Genomic DNA, 19,609 nt, shown 5'->3' on the forward strand with positions numbered 1-19,609 from the left:
TGCTGGTACAGGCTCAGTCGATCGTCAGCTTCTCCAGGTGAGGGCGACGGCGCAACTCCATCCGCTCTCGCTGGGAAGCCTTGTCGTAGTGCTTCTCGATGACGTCCTGAGACGCGTTCACACGTTCAGAAGTCACCTCCGCAGGGAAACCTCGGTCTCGATGCCACGTGATCGAACCCGTCCGAACGTGATGCGGTGCCCTCGAGGACGGACACTGACTCGCCGTCGAGTGCCGACGGAAGTCGCAGTCCTTCGGATCGTACTGGTGAGGACACGCACCCGCGACGCACGGTTGCGTCGCGCGGTACATCCACGCTCGAAACGCGTTCTCGCTGACGCGGTTCTCGTGAAACGTCACGAACAGCGGCGACCGGCCGAACTCGTCGTGGCCGGAGGGCCGGTGCCGGGCGATGTACGCGTCGACGGCGTCGCAGACCTCCGAGAGAAGCGACACCGACCGCTCACCACTCCGCTGGTTCTTCAACGGCGTGTTTGTCTCTGGTCGGTGAACGAACTCGACGAACTGCTCGTCGGAGTGGTAGTCGCGACGATCAAGGCCGCGCAGCGCTCCGAGTCGCGCACCCGTGTGAAACGCGAGTTCCAGAGCGACGTGGAACCGCGTGCCGTAGACGTGGTCGTGCGTCCGGTAGTACCGGATGAGTTCCTCCGCATCTTCGGGTCGGAGCATCGTGTCCCGCGACATCTCCGAATCAGGGACGTCCGGGACGTGGACCTTCTCGGCGAGGCCATCCTCGACGGCCTCGATCCGTTCCAGATACTCGATGTGTCCCTTCAGCGTCTCCATCTCACCGTGGAGTGTCGGCGACGCGATACCCTGTCCCGAGCGGAACGCCTCGAAGCGTTCGAAGGTCCAGCCCGAAAGCTCCTCCAGGGACTCGATGTTCTCGTCCTCGCACCACTCGACCCACAGCTTCAGCCGATAGCGGTACGAGCGGATCGACGACTCGGCGAGTTCGGTGCTGCGCCGATCGAGGTAGCGATCGACGGCGTCGCGAGGGGAGAGGTCTTCGGGCGCCCTCACTGTTTCACCTCAGACGTGTTGCACGGGTCCACGAGGTCGACTGTGGAGTAGCGCGAATCCAGCAGTTCCAGAACCTCCGACTCGCACGAGGAACAGACCCAACCAACCACGGGACCGTTGTGACAGTGGCCGTGGTCCGCGGCGTATCCGAGGTGATAGAGGTCTTCGACTGACACGCACGCGGGACACTCCGCGCGGGTCTTGTGCCGCGTGTCGACGGAGAAGCCGCCGACTGTCTCGCGGGTACTCACGGCGACCACCAGCCCTCGAAGGTCGCACGTGCGCATCGGTCGTGTAGTACGAACTCGTCCTGCTCGTCGCGGTCGTGCATCCGCTTCTTCTCGTCCGTCACGTAGTGGTGGTCCTCGTCGAGCGGGACCGACCCACCGCAGACGGCGCAGGTCAGCGAATCGACCATCTTACTCAGCCTCCATGTTTCGCAGCAGTCGGTCGGCCTCCGACAGCGGAATCATCAGCTTGCGAGCGAGGTACTGGACCTGCTCGTCTCGCGGCATCCCGCGCGTCTCGAAACCACCGACGGACGACTCGGCATCACTCATCGTCATCCTCCAGAGGCGCGTCCAGGTCGGCACCGGCCTGCCGGATCAGTCCGTAGACACCGGTCCCGTTGCGGATGCTCGTCTCCAACTGGAGCGCGTCACGAACGAGTTCGCGCGAGCGCGGGTGGGACACAGCGTCCGCGGCTTCCTCGAGCAGGTCGACAGCGTCGGCGTCGTTCTGGTTACCCCCGTTCTGAACGGCGCCGTCACTCATCGGTTACCCCCGAGAGCAGGGTCTTCTCCGCCTTCGTCACGCGCTTGAACTCCGAGACATCGCCTCCGTTGTCGGGGTGCGTCTCGGCCTTCTTCTGCCTCGCGGCGCGTCTCACCGTGCTGGCAGACGCGTTTGGAGGCACGCCGAGAACCACATGCGCGGGAGCAGCGGCGGCCGTCGGCTCATCGCCCGCGGGGAGACGCGCGGTCGCGAACTCCGAGTCGACTGTCGCGACGCCGTATCGGTCGAGAGCCCGCTTCGCGTTGAGGTACTTCGCGACCGCCTGCGCGTTGTCCCGAATCGTGTTCCAGCGGTCGCACGGCGCGGCGAACTGATCACCGTCCACAGTCCACCGAGCGACGACACCAGGGTCGTCGGGCTCGTTCGGTGCGTTCGCGTACGGGAGGTGTGGCTCGTCCGACCGGTGGTCGGTTCCCGACTCGACGCGCCACTCGTCGACGTCCATCCGCTTGAGTTCGGTCGCGATGTTCGCGAACGCCACCTGCATGTCGACGCGAAACCCGTGCGGGTAGCGCGTCCGTTCCTCCGCGGGCGTTCGCTCGTACCCGGTGGGCCACTCCAGACTACTCATCGTCGTCCACCTGCTGCTCGAGGTCGTCCTCGAACTCGACGGACTCCCAGAACTCCTCCATCTCACGCGTGCGCCGGCAGGTCTGACAGCGAAGCCCGCGCGCCGGCGACCCGCACTCCACGCACGCCATCAGTTCTCGCCTCCGTCGGTGACTGCGATACCGGACACCTCACCACCGAGGACGCGCGTGACAGCGTCTTCGGCCGCGCGCCGGACCAACTCTCGGCCCGCGGGCGTCGGCGCGTAGTAGTTCGAGCGACGGTCGACCTGACCCTTCTCGATCAGCCCGTACCCGACGAGCGTATCGAGGTTCGGATACAGACGGCCGTGGTTCGTCTCCGTCTCGTAGAACTCCGACGTCGCCTCCTTCAGGTCCAGACCGATCGGCGGCTCGTCGTGAGCGCGCTCGAACGCGATCGCCTCCTGGAGGCAGCGCTGCTGGAACTCCGTCAGGTCACCCCAGCGGACGCCACCGTCGGCGACGAGGCGCTTCGTCCCTTGCTCCGTTTCGTAGCGTTCGACCTTCCAGCGGACGACCGAGGAGTTCGTGTTGAACCGCTCGATGTGAACGTCGTCCTCCAGGTCGATCGGGTCGAAGCGCGGGTCGGCCCCCACGATTCGCGAGAACCAGTAGCCGGCCTCCTGGCCCGTGAGTTCGGTCTCCTTCGCGACGCGCTTCGCCGAGTAGACGCACCAGTCGCCCGCATCGACGTTGTCGCGGATGAACTCCTCGATGATTCCGACGGGCTCTGGACGGCCGCCGTCGGTGATGAGTCGGCACCCGGCGTTCGGGTTCTCCTCGTTTGATTCCACAGTCTCGCTGCTCTCGGTGTTCTGGAACATGAGTTCGCTCGCTGGTTGGAAGCCGAGTTCGTGGCCGCACGGATCGGCGGTCCGTCGTCCCGGGGCGCGGGCGCTGAACCCGTCGATGCGCGCACCGCAAACCGGGCAGTTCGTCATCAATTCCGCGGTCGTGTCGGGGGCTTGATTACCTCCGAAGTTCGTATCCAACATGGCTTTCGTGCCTGTTTCACGGAAGCCTATGCGGACCCGATGCCCATACATCGGGGTCCGCTCAGTTTTACAGACTGAACCACCGGTGTACCGGTGCGTCTGTAAGTTGCCTCCGTTGTTCCCGACGATACACTGTGGGGTCTTAACTGTTAGCGTATACAAGCTATTATCTAAGCTTATATGAGACAACAGAAATCCGGAACGGACACGACTATCCCAAATAGGATAGCTATGCTGAACGAATGCGACCACGCCCGGGGTGGATGTCTTTGAACGACTCGGTGGTTCTCGAGTTTCTCGATGAGCACGATATGGAACTTCCACCGAAGCCTCTATATCGAAATCTGAACCGCCACGGACACAAGATCGGATATTCGACTGTTCGCCTCCGAGTAAACAAGCTGGAGGAACACGGCCTACTGAGTAAAGACTCAGATGGGTACTACGAGCTAACTGACCTCGGGAAGCGGTGGCTTGACGGCGAGGCGGAGATGAACGAGGTTGAGTAATCGATAACGATTCACCCCGTTCGAGATCTCCTCGTAGTTGCAGATATTCTACCTTCATACAGAAATTCTCTACCCGGAGAATGAGTATGAAAGCGAGCCTTGGGTGCGGAGTGAAAGTGGTGGAAACGGCGGAAGTAGAGCTTGCGAAGGATTATTAGTCAAATAGAGTGAGTGTAGGCTATGCCCACGGGACCGGTAACGAAACTCGTGGCCGATAATCGAGTTGTCGGCCTGTCACTTACCTATTCGATACTGTATATCGTTGCTATATGGACTCTCGCGACGATCGCGGTCGCTCTCTTTTTCATCATCGGTCTGATTCTCGGCTTCCTGAACGCCTACGACGGTGCTCTCGGTATTCTGTTTAGCACAATCACTGACGATATCCTTCGCCTCGGTCTACCGTTCATGATGTATTCCTCCGAGATCGCGGTCGTAGTCGCAGTCGTCAGCGGTGGACTAATCGCCGTGACGAAATCTCTCGACTGGATTCTGAGAAAGAGTCCGCCGTGGGTACGCCGGACGATTAATCGAAGGGCTGGCGGTCTGCTGCGCTCGGATAGGTGAAGACGGCCCAGTTGAGCGCGAGGATCACGACGAGGCCGAGTTCGTGAATCGCTAAATGCGCGAGTGTCGAAGCCGTCGGAATACCGAACAGCGCGACGAGGACGAGCAGCAGGCCGAGGCCGACGAGCGTGGGCGCGAGGTGGGCGAGTCGGACGGCCCAGGTGGGCGTCGTCTCAGACCAGTCGAACTCGACGCGAGCGTTCTCTCCAGCGAGAGCTACCTCGACATCGGCCCAGGGGAGAGCGAACGCGGCGTGGGTCAACTCGTGGAGCGGGACGGAGGGCGTCAGGAGCCACGTGCGGAGGCTCACGATGTTTCCCCCAGTGCGAGTGCCGTGAGTAGTAGCGAGCAGTTCAGCGCGCCGTAGGCGACGATGGCGGCGGAGGAGATGGCGAACTCGATGTCGGCCGGGAGGAGTCCGGCGGTGTGCCCTGAGGCGGGGAAGACCATCGCGACCAGGAGGACGAACTCGGCCATCACGAGGAGGTGACCGAACACCTCGTTTCCGGAGAGGTCGTCCTTGGTGACGTGCGCACGGAGGTCCTCGACGAGCGCCATCACTGGATCACCGTCCTGTAGAGGGTCGTGAAGACGGCGACGGCGATGGTCATGAAGATGACCGTCCAGGCGATGCTGACGAGCACGCCGGGAAGGATGGGGATGGCGAGCGCGGACATCATGATGAGCAGGACGCTCGGGAGGATGTAGTCGCCCGTTTTCGCGTACATCGGGATGATGACGATGGCGACGACGAACATGGCGAAGACGGGCTCGTTGCCGCCGAAGGCGGATGCGAGGCCGTCGGTGAAGCAGGTGTGCGCGTCCTGATTTAGCCAGCAGTCGACGCTCATCGGATGTTGAACCCCCGGATGATCTGGTAGGCGCCGAGGTAGTTCACGAGTTGGATCGGGATGGCGATCGGGTAGGCGAACCAGTCGGGGAATCCGACGTTCGCAAGGACGACCGGGAGCATGAGGCTCCACTTGAACATCCCGATGACGGCGCCGACCGCGGTGGTGGTGAAGCCGAGGTACGACGAGGAGCCGCCGCCTCGGTCTGCGCGATACTCCGAGGTTTCGTCTTCGAGTTGGTCCACGTCGTCCTGGAGGCCGGTGGCGCGCTGGACGCCGACTTCTTCGGAGAAGCCGGAGCCGCCCATGATGGCGCCGGAGACGGCGAAGGACAGGACGAGGAGCATGGGAACTGTGACTTTCATATCGTGTCTCCGAATTCAGCAGCGAGCCCGAGCAGCGCGACCGCGCCCATGAGCCCGACGTAGGTCATCGGGAGGTAGATCCAGCCGAGCCAGGAGAGGCCAGTGGCGATGGCGACGACCGCGACGGCGCCGACGCGGGCGAGCGTCGAGGGGAAGAGCGCGCCGATGCAGACGAGCAGGAGCATCCCCGCGAGCGTCCCCCAGCGCTTGTCGATGGGGATGCCGGTCTCGATCGCGGCTGTCGAGGAGACGGGCTCAGTGATGGTGATCGTACGATTCCGTTCGACGGTCATCTCGACGACCCAGTCGGTCTCGTTCATCCCGCCGGTGAGCGGGTGGGTGTACTGGTAGGTGTTGACGGCGCCGAGGTTCCCGTCGAGGAGGATGTTCGAGTCGTTCCCGCGTTCGTGGATGACGATGTCGAACGAGGAGGTGTTGTCCTCGGGGTCCTCGTACGCGACGACGAGGTTGTTCGAGGACTCGTTGACGTAGGCGTCGTACTGGATGGTGTCGCCCTTAGGGCTGGTCCAGCGGATCTGCCCGACCTCAAGCGTAGCCGTTCCGTTGACTGCTGCAACATATGCGCCGAGATCGCGTCGGGCACCGTCGGTGTTCTCGATGATCAGGCGGTAGCGGACGCCCTCCTCGAGGTAGGTTTTGAAGACAGCATCCGAGCCGAGTGTGTCACCGGCGACAGCCTGCCACTCGAGCGTGCCGTTGTTCTCGATAGGGCGCTCGATGTAGAGCGTCGTCTCGGCGGGCTCGAACTCGCCGGTGAGGTCGTTGAGCGTGAGTTGTTGGTAGACTGCGGTCTCGCCTTCGGGCAGCAGGTAGACGCTCCCCTGGTCGAAGACCGAGCGGATGGCGACGGTACGCGATCGGTAGCCGTCGACGTTGACCTCGATGATGTAGCCGCGGTCGACGGGCACACCGGTGAGGTCGATCGTCCCGTCGGTGGTCTCCTTCTCGAAGATCAACTCGCCGCTGTAGAGCTTCGCGGTGACCGTCGCGGAGCCGTCGATGAGTTCACCAGAAGTGACGTTGACGATGCGGAGCGTCGATGGCGAGCGGATGGTGCGCGACTCGGATTCGACGGAGTTCCCGTACTCGTCGGAGACGTCGACGTGCCAGGACGCCGACCCGCCGTCCATCGTGTACGAGACGCTCGCGGTCCCGTTACTGTTCAGCGTGTCGGTGCCGACAACGTCGCCGTCGACGACAAAGTCCGCGGTCAGCGTGTCGCCGTCGAGGGCGAAGTCCGTGTCGGAGAGGTTCGCTGACAGGGTTATATCGCGCGTCGTGAGGGACGTGTTGTCGGCGGGATCGAGAGACTCGATAGACGGCGAGTAGTGCTGGACGTCGAACGACCAGGTCGAAGACGTCGTGGTGGACCCGAACGAGTCGGAAAGTTCGACGTGCCACGTCTTCGGACCGTCTTCTAACTCGGTCGCTTGGTACATGACGGTCCCATTCGAGGAGACGGAATCTGTGGCGACCTGCGTACCGTTGAGATACCAGATCAGGTCGACTGTGTCCCCGTTGGCACCGAAGTCAGCGTCTGCGACATCGACCGAGAGCGTGACGTTCTCCTGTGCGAGGGTCTCGGAGTTCGGGCTCGGGTTGGTGGCCGACGGAGAACGAGTCTCTGCGAGGATGCTCTCGTCGTCGAGGACGACGCTCGGCGTGCCGCCGTCCTGTTCGAAGTCGATCTGGACGTCGATGGTGTCGGAGTCCTGCTCGAGGAGCGAGAGCGTGTGATTCCCGGCAGAGGAAACCGTCGTCTGGGCTAAGGTCTTGCCGGAGACGTCGTCGGTGACGGTAATCGTCGCGGTCGCGTTAGTCAACTCGGCGATGTCGACGGCTGCCTGCGTCGCGCGTTCAGCCGTGTGCTGAGACTGATAGCTCCCGGACGTCGGGGTGAATCCAGAATCGTGGAACTCATCGAAGTAGCTGGTAGCACTCCCTGAGTTCGGAGCCTGTGCGTAGGGACCGTAGGACGTCCCATCGATACCAGACAGAGTCGCAGAGGTGGATGCGATCGGAGATTGGCGCGGAGATGAGTCGTCGTCGACGTAGTAGACGATGTCTCCGGTCGAGTGGTCGTAGTCGATCGCGAGACGGTAGTACGTGTTGTAGCTCAGGGATGCAGTCGTCTCGCTCTCGAAGTTGCCAGACGTCCAGTTGTAGATCCCGAGACGGCTCTGTCCGGGATGTATCGCGAGTTGGTATCCGTCGCTCGATGTCGTGTTGGAGATGGCGAAGCCGCCCTGACGGTCTCCGAGATAGATCCACGTTTCGAGGGTGAGGTCGTCGCTGATCTGTCCGGCGATGAGGTGGTTGTCGTTACCGTCGCTCGGGGATACCTCAGCGGCGTACTGCCCGGAGTAGGGATTGGTTGACGTCACGGACCAGCCGCCTGTAGACGAGTATTCGTCGAGGTTTCCGTCCTCGAATCCGTCGGTGGTCTGAGAGTCCCCGAGAACGACGCTCGCACCCGCCCCCGTCCCCTCGATACTCATGTTGGTGATGGTAGCGTCCTCGAAGTCCGAGTCGGTCGTGTGCTGGCTGACGACAGACACGTTCGCGGCAGCAACGGGTGTAGCGGTGACGACCAGGAGGACGGCGAAGACCGCGAAGGAGACGACTCTCGACCGCTTCATAGTCTCCCTCGCATACGTGCGACCTGTTGCTTCTCTCTCGTCACCGAGGAGACGACGAGGTAGACCAGCAGATCGATGAAGAAGATGGGGACGAGGAGGATGTAGACAGCGTACTCGATGTGCTGGAGCGGCTCCCAGACCCACGTGTTCTGAACGTACGGAAGCGACTCCGCGACGGCGAACGCCTCAGCGCCGGCCGTGTTCAAAAAGAGGATCAGGCCGACGACCTGAGCGACGCCGATCGCGACGAAGATGACGGTTCGAAGGTTCACGACGGCGACCCCCCGAGGAGAACAGCGCGGGAGAGTGCCGTCACGAACGCGCCGACGATGACGATGGAGAAGAACCACGTCACGACCTGCTGGCCGTATAGGCAGTTCTTCGCGCCCTCGACGACGGTCGGCCATTTCGGATCACAGGCGACCGCGAACATAGGATTAGTGAGCGATTCGAGGACGTCCTGGAGGAGGATCGAGACGAAGGCGGCGAGCCCGATCTGGAGGTAGGTGTAGAACGTCGCCATCAGCGACCACCGAACTCCTGATTCCAGAGGTCATCGATGTCGGCGATGCCCGTCTCCCACGTGTTCTCCCAGACGCTCGTGTCCCAGAACCGGTCTTGGAGGTTCTGGTCGGACGCGGCTTCCTCGAGGCGCTCGCGTTCGCGTTCCTGCTCGCGCTCCCACTCGCGTTCGAGTTCCGTCTCGCGCTCGTACTCCTGGGAAGCCTCGTACACCGGGTCGACGCGCGTCTCCGTCTGCATCTCTTGGAGGCGCTCCTGCTCGAGTTCCTGCATCCGTTCGAGTTCGGTGGTGAGGTCGAGTTCCGTCTCGCCGACGCCTTCGAGTTCGGTCGGTCGGACGCCGACGTCGCCCCGGTAGTCGGCCGGGGAGTCGGCCAGTTCGCGCTCTCGCGCACGGGTGTCGATGCCGACGTCCTCGATCTGACGCTGGGCTTCCTCGAGGCGCTGCCGTGCGTCCTCGGTGACGGAGGTCTCCATCCCGGTCGGGTTTCGGCGGGACCGCGCCCTGCGAGCGCTCCGTACGTCGTCGAGGCTCCGGCGTTCTGCGCGGCGGCGGAGTTTGGCGGCCTCGGCGGCCGGGTCGCTCCCGGTCTGCTTGGCGAGCTTCTGCCGGAGGTCGTCCTCGGGGATGCGGCGGAGCGAGGAATCCCACACTTCGCCCATCTGGTCGGGCTGGACCGACTGGGACTGGCTCTCGCGTTCCATCCTGCGAGCGCGGCGGCGCTCCTCCAGGACGTCGGCGTCGACGGTCGGTCCCTGCGCGGCCTCGACGTCTCGCTCGCGGGTGGCCTCGACGTCGTCCAACTGCTCGCGCCGGACGTCTTGCTCCTGTTCGGCGAACTCGCGGAGTTCGTACTGTGCCTGGTCGAGTTCCTGCTCGCCGACGAAGTCGCGGTCGAAGTCGTACTGTCGGTTCACGTCCGGGTCGACGTCGACGCGATCGACGTCGCGACGGCCGTCGGGACCGGTCAGGTCGAGTTGCCCGCGGTCGTTTCCGGCACCGGCGAACTCCCTGAGTTTCCGGCGTTCCGCGGCGGCGTACTTGTTGACGACGTCGTACTTCGCACGGCGGATGGTCCGTGAGAGCTTCGACGTCGCGGCCAGCGCGAGTTCCTCGTTGTCGATGCGACCGCCGGGGACGCGGTTGAGTACCTTCTGACCGACTCCTGTTGGTTCAGCGCGGGCGACGAACGTCGCGGTGTCGGATAGCAGTTCTTCACCGGGCTGAACAGCATAGCGAGGAACTTTCTCAACAGCACCTCCAGTGTACCGAGCAACACGGCTACTCTGACCGAATCGGGACGCTGCTGATGCTTTGGCGGCTTTCCCCGCTTTTGACGCAGCACCCAGGCCGCCTACAGATACTGCGAGAGATCCCACGAACTGTCCCGAGGTGCTCCCCGGGTTGGTCTCTAACTGAGATTCGAAGTCCCGGCGAACGGCTCTGGCGGCTTCAGTAGTCTGGTCGATGACTTTCTGGTTGTCCTCGTCCACTGCGAACTTCGCGTACTCCACTCCTTCGAGGACGCCCTTTGCGACCTGCGGGACGTTCCCGAGTTGGACGGCACCTTGGACGAGCCCGCTCTGGAACTCCTCGCTGCGGGTCCGTCCAGTCTCTTGGTTCTCGATGACGGCCGTCGCCCAGTCGGGGAGATAGTCGTCGACGGCGTCGTAGCTCTCGCGGGTGATGATCTGCGTTGGCCCGTACTTCTCGGAGGCGTCAACGACGTCTCTCGCGAAGTTGTCGTAGCCGGCGGACTGGTCCTCGAGGAACTGTTCGACCTCGTCCTCGTCGCCACCGAGCCCGAACGACCAGTCGATGTCGCCGAAGCGTTCTCGGTTCTTGCGCGCTTCGCTCTCGGAGAGGATGCGAGCCTGAACGTTGCCGCCCTCGGCACCCGTGATCACGACGCGGTCCGGACTGACGCCGGCCTGTTGGGCGAGTTGCTGTCGCTTCTCTCGGGCGACGCTCTCGGGGAGTTCGGAGTCGTTGTCCGTGGCACCGACGCGTTCGAGGAGTTCGTCCTCGGCCATCTGGCCCTGTCGAAGGAACTCTTCCTCGGTGCCGTCGGTGGCGATACCGCCGCCACTCACGCGACTCTCTCGTCGAGGCGAGAGCGTCTGGTCGGCCTGCGAGCCGGTGGAGGCGTTCCTGCGCTCCTCGGCGCGTTGGCGGAACTCGCGGGCGGCGTCCTCGTTGAAGACGAAGCGTCGGGTGACGGTGCGTCCGTCAGCGGTCTGGACGGTCGCGACGTAGCCGCCTTCGGTGGCTTCGCGGATGTCGGTCGACCGGACGTCGCCGTCGACGCTGTTTCGGACGCGCTCGTTGACGAGGTTCATCTCGGCCTGGTCGCGGAGCTTGTCGCGCCCGCTGTCGGTGAGTCGGACGTCGACGTTCCCCGATTCCTTGAGAACGAACTGGTAGTCGTCCTGGTCGAGGTCGTCGTACTGGTTCTCGAGCGCCCTGCGCTGTTGGTTGATCTGGTACTGGACGGCGGGGTTGGAGGGATCGATCTCCTCGTTCCGGTCGACGACGCGCGGGGGTTGTGAGGCGTCCGAACCGGGCTGGGTGCCGCCGGATTGCTGCCTCGAGGGGCGCTGGGGGGCGGGCGAACTGCCGACGTTCGGGTCGTCGGGAGCGCCGGGGATGCGACCGCCCGCGCGGGGCGTGGGTTCGTCGGGCTGCTGGTCGGGCGAGGACCGGCTGTCGGATGCGGCCCCGCCGCTACTCTTGGTGTCGGTGGGCTGGTCGGGCGAGTCGGGTGTGATGACGCGGTCGTCGTCGCCGCCTCCCGAGGACGATGATCCAGTTGAACCAGAGTCCGGGGAGGAGGTCCCACCGCTGCCTGTCGTGTCGGTGGGTTGATCGGGCGAGTCGGGAGTGAGGACGCGATCGTCGGAGCCGCCGCCCCCCGACGACGAGCCGCCCGACCGGTCTTGGCCTCCACCGCGGTTTCTTCCACCGCCACCTCCGCCGCCTCCTCCTCCACTCCTCCCGCCGCGACTACGACCATCGTTGTCGGCGCCGGACGAGGAGGACCCGCCGCTGCCTTTCGTGTTAGTCGGTTCGTCGGGATCGTCGGGAGTGAGGACGCGGTCGTCGGAGCCGCCGCCTCCCGACGACGAGCCCGAGTTTCCGCCGTCGTTGTCGTCGTCTTCGTCGGGGGACCCGGGTGCGCCGGGGATGTAGCCCGACATCAGGCCACCTCCTCGTCAGGAGTGCCGAAGCGACGTTCGAGGTACTCGCTGAGGCGCTGGAGTTCGGGCGTGTTCGAGAGTATCGGCGACATCGCGTAGAGGCCGAAGAAAGACCCGAACGCGAGTCTATCGACCACGGTCATGTCGACGGTCTCGAACGCGGAGAGCCCGATCGCGGCGAAGGCGGCGATACCGACGACGGTGAGAAGCGTGTTCCGCTCTCGAATCTCGATGCCGACGGAGAGCGAGGTCATGAACCCGCGGAAGACCCATGCGAGAAGCAGGATCATCAGCATCTCGAATGGGAAGACGAGAGTTTCGACGGTCTCTGCCTCGAGGGGGGTGGCCTCGACGAGCGAGTTCAGTTGGACCATGTGGAGCACGAGGAAGATGCCGAGGAAGCAGCCGATGACGAGGCGGTCGTGCGCCATCCGCGAGGTGAGCTTATCGAGGTTCATCAGAACGGCACCCCCAGGAACAGCGGGAGGGAGACGCCGATCCCGCCGCCGCCACCACCGCCGGCGATGGACTGTGCGAGGGCGGGTCCGAAGAGGCCGAGGGCGACGCCGCCGGCGAAGATGAGAACCATCATGACCTGCTGTCGAGTCGAGAAGTCGATTTCGGCGAGCTTGGCGCGCGTCGCCTGAAGGTTCATGTCCTCCTGCGAGACGTTGCTCCCGAACAGCCGGTAGGCGTCGCGGAAGGAGATGGCGCGTCCGTCGTAGCCTTCGGTTTCGGCGTGGATGGCGACGTCCTTCCCGGCGCCGTCGGTGCGGAGGTGTTGGTCGTAGTTCCCGCGCCGACGCTGGCCGGCGGTGTAGGCGGCGATGGGGTCCATGATCTCGGCGGCCTCGGCGAGGGTCCAGACGGTGGGGTACTTGCCGTTGACGAGGCGTGGAGCGGTCAACTGGTCGCTCTTGTAGGCCTTCCCGTCGTTGAGACGATACTCGTTCTCGGTGGTGTGCCACTCGGCGGCGCGTGGGATGACCATACCGTCGCCGTAGATGACGTTGATGATGGTGTCCGCGCTGGTGGTTTTGAGCTTGAGTTTGTAGCCGGCGTCGATGAACTTGTCACCGAGGACGCCGGACTTCGGGACGAAGCTGAGGATCTTGAAGAAGAGGGTGAGGGCGAAGACGGCCCAGCCGTCGAAGATCACGCGGGCAACGCGGGCGAGTCCGTCTGCGGCGCGCTTCGCGTTGGAGTCGTCGTACTCGAAGTCGATGTGTCGCTTGGCCTGCTCGAGGCGACTGGGGTGGTCAGTCTGTTCGTCCGGCTGTGCGTCGGTCGGTTCGAGTGGGTCGTCGTGAGGTTCGTCGTTCGTCATGGTGGATCACCAGGGGAGCAGCGACCGGAGGCCGCCGCTCTTGCTGCTGTTGGACTTGCTCTCGCCGAGGCGCTCGTGGGAGACGTGCATCTCGGTGAGTCCCTCGAAGAAGGTGCCGTCGCCGAGGGACTGTCGGTCGGTTCGGACGTCGGCGAGGACGGTTCGGATGGCTTCTTTCTCGGCGTCGGACCAGTCGTTTCGCACGCCGGGGAAGCTGTCGCCGTTGATGTCTTGGGCGATCTCGCGGAAGACGCCGTCACAGAGGTCGGGGTACTCGCGGCCGCGGACGACGCGGTCAGCGAGGTTCTCGTTGAGGAGTCGCCGGCTGCGATCGTCGTAGTAGTCCTCGTCGTGACTGGCGAGCATCTCGCTCGAGGAGAGGAACGGTTTGAGGATGGCGACGAGTTCGTCGTACTCCTCGGACTCGACGTCGGTCTTGGTGAGTCGGTCGAGGAGTTCCTCGGGTTCCATATCGCGCAGCACGTCGACGGCGGGTCCGTCGGAGACGCCGCGGTTGGTGACGGCGCGTTCGAGTTCCTGCTCGGCGCGTTCGTCGAGTTCCTGCTGCTGGAGTTCGCGCTGGGCGTCGGCGGGGTCTTTCCCACCGAGCATCAGGCTCTCACCCCGTTAGACGCGGCTTCTTTGCTGATGGCGCCGTAGACGGCGACGAGACTGACGAACGCGAAGGCGAGCGCGACGACCTGAAGAACGGGGCTGCCGATCGTGACGAGGCCGTCGGTCTGCGTGTTGACGGTGACGCTCCCGCCGCGAAGAGCGAGGACGCCCCACGCGATGAGGCTGAGGAGCGCCCACATGCCCTCGGACTGGTGCCCTTTCCAGACGGTCACGCAGAGAAGCGCGACGAGTCCGAGGAGCCCGAGTCCGAGTTGCTGGGCGACGAGGAGCGTCACGAGAGCCACCCCGCGATGACGAGGACGGCGGCGGCGAGGGCGATGAACGGGAGGGTCGCGCCCGTCGCCTCCATGCCCTTGTTGACGTCTTTGGTGGTGTCGTCAGGTGCGTTGAACTGGTAGTCGATGCTGACGGATGCGCCGTCGGGGACCGAGGACCCGTTCAGGCGTTCGATTTCTCCGGTCGATTCGTTCCAATGGTAGTCGACGCCCTCCTCGAGCGTCGATCCGTTGTAGGTGACTGTGACGTTCGCGCCGAAGTCGAAGGCGACGTCGCTCTTGTCGACGAGGTTGCCGGCGTCGGAGAGCGTGATCTGCTCGGCGGCGTCGAACTGCTCAGCGCTGGTGTTGTAACCGACGCTGAAGGCGCTGATGGCGAGTGCGCCGAGGACGACGACGACGGCGAACGTCGAGATGAATGATGAAGTCATGGCTCAGGGTGTGGTGTGAAACGGTAGGATGGTGGCAGGTTGTGCGAGGGGGTGCGGGGTTACCGACCGCCGCCGCCCATGCCGCCCATACCTCCGAAGTAGGAGAGGGCGACGCCCGCGCCGACGGCGATGAGGCCGACACCGATGAGGGTGAAGGCGGTGCTGCCGTAGTTGGCGAAGGTGTCGAACATCTGCGTCCAGGTGTTGTTGTACTGGGGGTTGGCGACGATTTCGGTGTTGTAGAGCGCACCGAGGACGATGAGGGCGACGACTGCGATGATCACCCCCTGCGCGACGACCATGATCGACCCGCCGATTCGGGCGGTTGTGCTCGCGTCGTCGGCGAGATGCTCGGTCTTCGGCTCGATGCCGAGACGCTGAGTCACTCCGAGAGCGTACTCGAGAGCGGGTCGCATCTCGCCGTCCGTACTCTCGATGAACTCCTCGATGGGGTTCGCGTTCTGGTTCGATTCGATTTCTTCGACGGTTTCCACCTCGAGGGAGGTGTCGTCGACTACGGTGGCACCCGGCCCCAGACGCGCACCCGGAGCGGGGTGATCTGCTACTATGGCAGACATATCTCAGACCATGTGATGCTACGTATTATATTTCCGGGTGTTTTTTGACGTAATATACGGATTACAGGGAGTAGAAGCCATATGACGAACCATATGGCCACCCGATAGTATAACACAAATCAGGAGAATCTGGTGATTGTATGTCAGTAGAGACTATACAAGATGACAGAATGTCTGACCGGGAGGAAGGGGAGTCCCGGTCGGTCGTGCAGATGGGCCAACGACAGTCGGTCTGCATCCAGCAACTGATTCGGGAGATGGTCGGCGACCTCGAGACGCAGGCGCTCCGCAGCGAGACGCGGAACGTCGTCGACTACGGCGGCGCGCTGTACATCAACCCGACGGCGTGGGGGCTGGACTGGCACGAACTCGAGGCCGGGTCGGAGGTCGTGGTCCGGACGTTCCCGGATGCGATTCTGATCACGCGGGAGGACGAGGATGTCTAAGCGAGCCGAGGAGGAGATGCGGAAGTCGACGCGAGAGAAGATCATCGACGACGCGCAGATCCAGTGCCACCAGGCGCGGTCGGATGTCATCGAGACGCGACTGCAAATCGATGCGGTTCCTCGACAGGTTCGGAAGGGGTTCCAGCAGTCGATTCTCGCGTACTACCACGCGCTGAGGCCGCTCCGGACCGAGGGGATCATCAACTCGTGGTGGAAGTCGGTGACGCTGTCGGAGGACTGGATTCGGGCGGTGATGTTCGAGACGGAGGATGGCGACGAACTCGCCGTTTCGCCGGAGAACGCACAGTCGAAGATGGCGTCGGACTCGTTCCAGTACGTCGGTGTCGAACTGCATCAGGGACTGGATACGCTGGAGTCACTGGACGACGCGACCGAGGAGACGACGACCGTGGTCGGCGGGATGCGTGGTCGGCGTGAGGAGACGACGACCCGGCCGCTCGTCCTGGAGACGGAGGTACTGGTCGACATCTCGCGCGTCCTCGACGAGGCGGCGACGAAACTCGGGTTCGCTCCCGACATCGACCTGCAAGACGCGGAGGCTGAGGTCGTATGAGCTCGACGGGTGAGACGGTAGACGTCAGCGACCGGATGGAGTCGCACGCTCCACCTGAGAATCTCGCGAGCCACATGAGCGAGATGCCGAAGCCGGTGATGGAGAACCTGATTCTCCGGCGGAAGGTGTGGCCGCGGATGAACGTGTGGAACGAGAACTGGATGTGCTTCTTCGCCGGCGGGACTGGCTCGGGGAAGTCGTACGCGACGCTCCGACTCGCGTCGGCCCTCGATCCGACGTTCCACGTCGGCCGTGTCGCGTACTCCGTCGAAGAGTTCCTGAAGCTGGCCGCGCAGGACCTGCCGGAGGGTGCGATCATCGTCCTCGAGGAGGCGGGCGTGGCGGCGGGGAACCGCGACTGGTACACGATCGCCAACAAGGTGCTGGACGCGCTGACGCAAACGTGGCGGCACCAGAACAACGGCGCGATCATGACGGCGCCGGACTTCGACTTGATCGACAACCACGTCCAGCGGCGTTTCCACCACCTGATGGTGATGGAGGGGAAGAACGAGGCCGAGGGGATCTCGAAGGCCCGCGTCAAGTACATCCAGACGAACCACGAGATCGGGAAGATGTACAAGAAGTACCACCGGATGATCGGAGACGACGGCGTCCTCCGGCGGTACAAGCACATCAAGTTCCGTCTGCCCGATCCAGAGGTGATCGAGGCGTACGAGAACACGAAAGACGACTACTCCGAGGGTCTCGTCGGAGACCTGCTGGAGCAGATCCAAGCGGAGCAGGCGAAGAACGAGAAAGAAGACCTCTCGCCGATGGAGGTGGCGCAGGAGATTCTCGACGAGGACCGAGTCGGAGATTACATCAGCGAGGCGTCTGGTGGCGAGTACTTCGATCGGGACCTGCTGAAGATGGACTGGAACGTTTCGGAATCGCAGTCGAAGCAGATCAAGAAGTATCTGGTCCGGGAGGCTGATCTCGATGTCATGTGAGGAGAGGTCCGAACGACACCCCCACACCCCCACACCCCTGTGTGTTTATACTAAGTTGAGATACGCGACTGGGGTCGAACCGAGTCGGTCGAATCGGTCGGTCTTCGGCGTTTCATCGCGTAGGCGGCGGGCGAGCGCGGCCTGCACGCGGTCCTCGTGGAGGTGTTCGTGATGCGCTTGTCCGATGTCGATGAGCACGGCAAGAGGACGGCCGCTCAGCAGCAGGAGTCTCGGGACTCGGCGTTCCGGTACGGGCTGGCGCTCGGCGCTGCTGTCGGCCTGTCGGGCGGGATGTTCGTGACTGTCGTCGCGCTGCTGGTGGTAGCATGACTCTGCTCGATCGATTCCACGAGGAGTACGAATCCGACGGCGCGCTCGTGCTGTTCCGCTGTGCCGAGTGTGGCTACACGTCGATGAGCCTCGGACTGTTCCACGCGCACTGCGAGAAGCATCGAGGCTACACTCGCTTCGGTATCCAGGTCCCGTTCACAAAGACGTCGCCGGGACGGTTCGAGGGCCTGATGGAACTGACCGAAGTACTGCGCGTCGAAGAGACGTCGACGATCTCCCTCGAGGACGTGGAGGGTCGACGATGATCGGCGGATCGGTCCCGCTGCTTCAGGCAGTCACGGCTCTCCACGTGGTGATCGTGGCGGGTATCTTCGTGTGGTCTGTCTGGCCGGGGATTCGCGAGGTTTCGTCGCGCTCTGCATCTGGTCAGTTCCGTTTCTGTCCGCACTGCGGCGCCGCGGCGGCTCACGCGTACCACGGTGGAGTCGCCCTCGAGTCGGTGCGGGTCTCGGAGAAGTCGAGTCAGCACATGCGGTGTCCTGACTGTAGTGTTACGTCGGTAGTCATCACGGAGGATGATCGATGACCTCTGTTCGAGGTCTCCTCGAGGAGGTCGTGCCGTGGCCGACGGTCCGGTTTGCGGGGGTTCGTGTTCCACGGCCTCCAGGTGGCCGCGTCCCGTGGCCGACAGTCGCGGACTCGAAGTCTCACTACGAGGCGGCTTTGCTCGATGCGATTCGGGAGACCGTCTCGATCGGCGACGACGTCGTCATCGCCGGCGGTGAGTACGGCGTCTCGTCAGTCGTCGCAGCGAATCAGGCGGGCCACTCTGGCACCGTCACGTGTTTCGAGGCGGCAAGAGATGTCGCCGAGAGAGCAGAGGAGACGGTGACGCTGAACGGCGTCGGTCACCGAGTGAACGTTCGGAATCGAGTCGTGGAGACTGAGGGACTGACACGAGGCGAGGACGTCGGCCGCCCGATCCGGCTGGATCGTGTCGACTCACCCGACGTGCTGGTTGTCGATGTCGACGGCGCCGAACTGGACCTCGTCCGAGCACTCTCGTCCTCGAGGCTCTCGCCCCGCGCCGTCGTGGTGGAGCATCACGCTGTCCCCGGAGGCTCGGACTACAATCCGGGGAGAGTCGTGTCGGCGGTCGAGGAGGCTGGCTATCAGATTGTGGCCGTTCACACGCGAAAGATACCGCCTCGATTCGGAGGGCAGGAGACCGTTCTGATCGGGAGGCAGAGCCGATGAGTGAGAACTTACCCGGTGTAGTCTTTCAGTTCGCCTCAATCGTTATCATAGTCGTCATCCTGGTCGTCGTGGCCTACGTGTGGCTGTTCCAGCCACTCGGGAGGATGAAACGATGAGATTCGGTCCAGGGTATTCAGAACCGCCGAGAGTATTCGTCTGGCTGTTTGTCGGCGCCATGGCCTTTGGACCGTGGATCTATGGATACCATCAGGGTGGGGCGGTCGGAGCCGTGCTTGCGGCAGGACTGGCCTACCTGCTGTACTGGGGCGTTTCTCTCACGCTCAGATATTAGATCTCGCTGAGACTCGGACTTCCGAGAATCACCTACCCCCGGAGATCGCTCTGCTGGTGTCACTATCTCTTGACAGATACTGCAAAGCGTGCTGAATACAGGGCGCAAATCGGTCACTCGCCCCTGCCGAGCTCGATGGGAGGTATAGCTGCTATACTTCGAGAGGCTCGCCAGAGTCGTTCCAGAGTAAAATAGCGCCGACAATTGCAACGACTGACCATGCGACTATCGTAAGCGTATTGTCCTCCACGTATCCGGCTATGGCGAGAGCGAGGCCGAGGAGAATCTGAATACCGTACAGAAGATGTCTGAGGTTCATACTATAGAGGCAGTACAATACAGTATATATCCTATGTCGAGTCACGCACCCAGCTATCTACGGCCGTGTCATCACTGATTAAGTAGAACGAACACCGATGGCTTGCTGAACTCACCCTCTGTATTCACCATGACGC

The 19,609-nt window shown here is 63.3% G+C and carries 30 protein-coding genes; 8 read left to right on the forward strand and 22 right to left on the reverse strand.

Annotated elements, in window-relative coordinates:
- Positions 1-13 precede the first annotated feature (13 nt).
- The 8 genes from BM310_RS02055 to BM310_RS21815 all read right to left on the reverse strand — a co-directional run bounded on the left by BM310_RS02055 (position 14) and on the right by BM310_RS21815 (position 3,368).
- Positions 14-1,042: a tyrosine-type recombinase/integrase gene (locus BM310_RS02055; RefSeq protein WP_089804142.1), complete on the reverse strand. Its 1,029-nt coding sequence runs from the start codon at positions 1,040-1,042 to the stop codon at positions 14-16.
- On the reverse strand, positions 1,039-1,293 hold the full coding sequence (locus BM310_RS02060) for a hypothetical protein (RefSeq protein ID WP_177232504.1): 255 nt from the start codon (positions 1,291-1,293) through the stop codon (positions 1,039-1,041). The genes BM310_RS02055 and BM310_RS02060 overlap by 4 nt, the downstream gene beginning before the upstream one ends.
- Entirely contained in the window at positions 1,290-1,460 is a 171-nt protein-coding gene (locus tag BM310_RS21165; RefSeq protein WP_177232505.1) for a hypothetical protein, read from the reverse strand. The genes BM310_RS02060 and BM310_RS21165 overlap by 4 nt, the downstream gene beginning before the upstream one ends.
- Before the next feature lies 1 nt (position 1,461).
- Positions 1,462-1,602 (reverse strand): hypothetical protein, encoded by a 141-nt coding sequence (locus BM310_RS21170; RefSeq protein ID WP_177232506.1) that lies wholly within the window; start codon positions 1,600-1,602, stop codon positions 1,462-1,464.
- Positions 1,595-1,816, reverse strand: coding sequence for a hypothetical protein (locus BM310_RS02065; protein WP_089804146.1), 222 nt, complete (start codon positions 1,814-1,816; stop codon positions 1,595-1,597). Before BM310_RS02065 ends, BM310_RS21170 begins: the two co-directional genes overlap by 8 nt.
- The gene (locus BM310_RS02070) at positions 1,809-2,324 is read right to left on the reverse strand and encodes a J domain-containing protein (RefSeq protein WP_245778415.1); all 516 of its coding nucleotides are present in this window, start codon (positions 2,322-2,324) and stop codon (positions 1,809-1,811) included. Before BM310_RS02070 ends, BM310_RS02065 begins: the two co-directional genes overlap by 8 nt.
- A gap of 76 nt (positions 2,325-2,400) precedes the next feature.
- Complete coding sequence (locus BM310_RS21175; RefSeq protein ID WP_177232507.1) at positions 2,401-2,538, reverse strand: hypothetical protein; 138 nt, start codon at positions 2,536-2,538, stop codon at positions 2,401-2,403.
- Positions 2,538-3,368: a helix-turn-helix transcriptional regulator gene (locus BM310_RS21815; protein ID WP_394328037.1), complete on the reverse strand. Its 831-nt coding sequence runs from the start codon at positions 3,366-3,368 to the stop codon at positions 2,538-2,540. Before BM310_RS21815 ends, BM310_RS21175 begins: the two co-directional genes overlap by 1 nt.
- 317 nt (positions 3,369-3,685) lie before the next feature.
- On the opposite strand from BM310_RS21815, the gene BM310_RS02080 reads away from it, so the two are divergent.
- Positions 3,686-3,931 carry a winged-helix domain-containing protein gene (locus tag BM310_RS02080; RefSeq protein ID WP_089804150.1) on the forward strand — a complete coding sequence of 82 codons (246 nt, stop codon included), beginning with the start codon at positions 3,686-3,688 and terminating at the stop codon, positions 3,929-3,931.
- Positions 3,932-4,111: 180 nt separating this feature from the next.
- Positions 4,112-4,498 carry a hypothetical protein gene (locus BM310_RS02085; RefSeq protein ID WP_089804152.1) on the forward strand — a complete coding sequence of 129 codons (387 nt, stop codon included), beginning with the start codon at positions 4,112-4,114 and terminating at the stop codon, positions 4,496-4,498.
- On the opposite strand, the gene BM310_RS02090 is transcribed toward BM310_RS02085, so the two are convergent.
- The 13 genes from BM310_RS02090 to BM310_RS21690 form a co-directional block, all read right to left on the reverse strand.
- Positions 4,458-4,808, reverse strand: a complete 351-nt coding sequence (locus BM310_RS02090) for a hypothetical protein (protein ID WP_089804154.1) — start codon at positions 4,806-4,808, stop codon at positions 4,458-4,460. The two genes, BM310_RS02085 and BM310_RS02090, sit on opposite strands and share 41 nt — an antisense overlap.
- Entirely contained in the window at positions 4,805-5,056 is a 252-nt protein-coding gene (locus BM310_RS02095; RefSeq protein ID WP_089804156.1) for a hypothetical protein, read from the reverse strand. Before BM310_RS02095 ends, BM310_RS02090 begins: the two co-directional genes overlap by 4 nt.
- Positions 5,056-5,349: a hypothetical protein gene (locus tag BM310_RS02100; protein WP_089804158.1), complete on the reverse strand. Its 294-nt coding sequence runs from the start codon at positions 5,347-5,349 to the stop codon at positions 5,056-5,058. Before BM310_RS02100 ends, BM310_RS02095 begins: the two co-directional genes overlap by 1 nt.
- Positions 5,346-5,714, reverse strand: coding sequence for a hypothetical protein (locus tag BM310_RS02105; protein WP_231751401.1), 369 nt, complete (start codon positions 5,712-5,714; stop codon positions 5,346-5,348). Before BM310_RS02105 ends, BM310_RS02100 begins: the two co-directional genes overlap by 4 nt.
- Positions 5,715-8,370: 2,656 nt before the next feature.
- Positions 8,371-8,646, reverse strand: a complete 276-nt coding sequence (locus BM310_RS02115; protein ID WP_089804162.1) for a hypothetical protein — start codon at positions 8,644-8,646, stop codon at positions 8,371-8,373.
- A complete protein-coding gene (locus BM310_RS02120; protein ID WP_089804164.1) occupies positions 8,643-8,897 on the reverse strand; it encodes a hypothetical protein in 255 nt (84 codons plus the stop codon). Before BM310_RS02120 ends, BM310_RS02115 begins: the two co-directional genes overlap by 4 nt.
- Positions 8,897-12,094: a hypothetical protein gene (locus tag BM310_RS02125; protein ID WP_177232508.1), complete on the reverse strand. Its 3,198-nt coding sequence runs from the start codon at positions 12,092-12,094 to the stop codon at positions 8,897-8,899. Before BM310_RS02125 ends, BM310_RS02120 begins: the two co-directional genes overlap by 1 nt.
- Positions 12,094-12,552 (reverse strand): hypothetical protein, encoded by a 459-nt coding sequence (locus tag BM310_RS02135; protein ID WP_089804168.1) that lies wholly within the window; start codon positions 12,550-12,552, stop codon positions 12,094-12,096. Before BM310_RS02135 ends, BM310_RS02125 begins: the two co-directional genes overlap by 1 nt.
- Positions 12,552-13,421, reverse strand: a complete 870-nt coding sequence (locus BM310_RS02140) for a hypothetical protein (RefSeq protein ID WP_089804170.1) — start codon at positions 13,419-13,421, stop codon at positions 12,552-12,554. Before BM310_RS02140 ends, BM310_RS02135 begins: the two co-directional genes overlap by 1 nt.
- 6 nt (positions 13,422-13,427) lie before the next feature.
- On the reverse strand, positions 13,428-14,033 hold the full coding sequence (locus BM310_RS02145; RefSeq protein ID WP_089804172.1) for a hypothetical protein: 606 nt from the start codon (positions 14,031-14,033) through the stop codon (positions 13,428-13,430).
- A complete protein-coding gene (locus BM310_RS02150; protein WP_143105093.1) occupies positions 14,033-14,332 on the reverse strand; it encodes a hypothetical protein in 300 nt (99 codons plus the stop codon). The genes BM310_RS02145 and BM310_RS02150 overlap by 1 nt, the downstream gene beginning before the upstream one ends.
- Complete coding sequence (locus tag BM310_RS02155) at positions 14,329-14,763, reverse strand: hypothetical protein (RefSeq protein WP_089804176.1); 435 nt, start codon at positions 14,761-14,763, stop codon at positions 14,329-14,331. The genes BM310_RS02150 and BM310_RS02155 overlap by 4 nt, the downstream gene beginning before the upstream one ends.
- Positions 14,764-14,822: 59 nt before the next feature.
- Entirely contained in the window at positions 14,823-15,341 is a 519-nt protein-coding gene (locus BM310_RS21690; protein ID WP_245778416.1) for a hypothetical protein, read from the reverse strand.
- Positions 15,342-15,511: 170 nt separating this feature from the next.
- On the opposite strand from BM310_RS21690, the gene BM310_RS02165 reads away from it, so the two are divergent.
- From BM310_RS02165 to BM310_RS02185, 6 genes are all read left to right on the forward strand, one after another.
- Positions 15,512-15,787 (forward strand): hypothetical protein, encoded by a 276-nt coding sequence (locus BM310_RS02165; protein ID WP_089804178.1) that lies wholly within the window; start codon positions 15,512-15,514, stop codon positions 15,785-15,787.
- Positions 15,780-16,361, forward strand: coding sequence for a hypothetical protein (locus tag BM310_RS02170; RefSeq protein WP_177232509.1), 582 nt, complete (start codon positions 15,780-15,782; stop codon positions 16,359-16,361). The genes BM310_RS02165 and BM310_RS02170 overlap by 8 nt, the downstream gene beginning before the upstream one ends.
- Complete coding sequence (locus BM310_RS02175) at positions 16,358-17,314, forward strand: zonular occludens toxin domain-containing protein (RefSeq protein ID WP_089804183.1); 957 nt, start codon at positions 16,358-16,360, stop codon at positions 17,312-17,314. The genes BM310_RS02170 and BM310_RS02175 overlap by 4 nt, the downstream gene beginning before the upstream one ends.
- 156 nt (positions 17,315-17,470) lie before the next feature.
- Complete coding sequence (locus tag BM310_RS21180; RefSeq protein WP_177232510.1) at positions 17,471-17,644, forward strand: hypothetical protein; 174 nt, start codon at positions 17,471-17,473, stop codon at positions 17,642-17,644.
- Positions 17,641-17,910, forward strand: a complete 270-nt coding sequence (locus tag BM310_RS02180) for a hypothetical protein (RefSeq protein ID WP_089804185.1) — start codon at positions 17,641-17,643, stop codon at positions 17,908-17,910. The genes BM310_RS21180 and BM310_RS02180 overlap by 4 nt, the downstream gene beginning before the upstream one ends.
- Before the next feature lie 277 nt (positions 17,911-18,187).
- Complete coding sequence (locus tag BM310_RS02185; protein ID WP_089804187.1) at positions 18,188-18,862, forward strand: class I SAM-dependent methyltransferase; 675 nt, start codon at positions 18,188-18,190, stop codon at positions 18,860-18,862.
- Positions 18,863-19,305: 443 nt separating this feature from the next.
- Here the strand turns inward: BM310_RS02185 and BM310_RS21185 are convergent, their stop codons facing one another.
- Positions 19,306-19,473: a hypothetical protein gene (locus BM310_RS21185; RefSeq protein ID WP_177232511.1), complete on the reverse strand. Its 168-nt coding sequence runs from the start codon at positions 19,471-19,473 to the stop codon at positions 19,306-19,308.
- Positions 19,474-19,609: the final 136 nt, after the last annotated feature.

The organism is Halogeometricum rufum, from assembly GCF_900112175.1.
Taxonomy (GTDB): domain Archaea; phylum Halobacteriota; class Halobacteria; order Halobacteriales; family Haloferacaceae; genus Halogeometricum; species Halogeometricum rufum.